The organism is Streptomyces kronopolitis (assembly GCF_014646275.1).
Classification (GTDB): Bacteria; Actinomycetota; Actinomycetes; order Streptomycetales; family Streptomycetaceae; genus Streptomyces; species Streptomyces kronopolitis.
This window is the reverse complement of sequence record NZ_BMND01000108.1, coordinates 1-652: the sequence shown is the minus strand read 5'-3', so window position 1 is coordinate 652 and position 652 is coordinate 1. Positions and strand designations below refer to the sequence as shown.

2 protein-coding genes are annotated in these 652 nt (G+C 37.7%); both read right to left on the bottom strand.

From position 1 onward, the window contains the following. The coding region (locus IEY78_RS35355; RefSeq protein WP_189104824.1) for an argininosuccinate synthase domain-containing protein at positions 1 to 297 on the bottom strand (297 nt) is incomplete at its 3' end. Further along, a partial coding sequence (locus IEY78_RS35350; protein ID WP_229700346.1) for a hypothetical protein occupies positions 294 to 652 on the bottom strand: 359 nt, incomplete at its 5' end. The genes IEY78_RS35355 and IEY78_RS35350, both read right to left, overlap by 4 nt.

Here is a 652-nt window from a genome sequence, read left to right as displayed (position 1 = left end):
AGCGTTCCTAAACATATTGGCATGGCAATCAATGCAAGGGTTGAAATATTTCCCATAGCCGTATTTGGGCTTGAACAACACATCGTTAAAAAATTGCTCTCTAATATCGCACACCAAGAGCTTAGCCCCGATTTGTGCGGTGGCGTTTTCAAAATACTCTCTTTTATCTTTATTCCCCCCAAACCCTATATTGAAGTGTAAAGCGCTCACTTCAATACCTTGATCAATGAGTAATTTCATAGACAACAAACTATCCAACCCCCCACTAAATAAGGCTAAAGCTTTTATTGGTTTCATATGGCGACTAATTCTCCTTGTTTTAATTTCATAATGGCCTGGCGAGCCTTTTTTAAAAAGATCATTTTTTGGCTAAAAGGGAGCGAGCTTTTAGGGATTTCTTTGAGTTGCCGCTCAAAATAGCGCAAAATCAACAAACGCAATTCCTTTTCAAAACCCCCTTTTTTTAAGGGCAAATTCGCATCTAATAATAACGCAACTAATTTAGGGTCGTCCAATTTTTCTTGACACAAAGCGTCAAATTCTTGTTTTTTATGCAAGAATACCCCACTATGGATATAACCCACCGCCAAATCCAACAAGCTTCTGTCTTCTAAAAGATAGCGGATCACTAATTTTTCTAAAAATTCCAAAC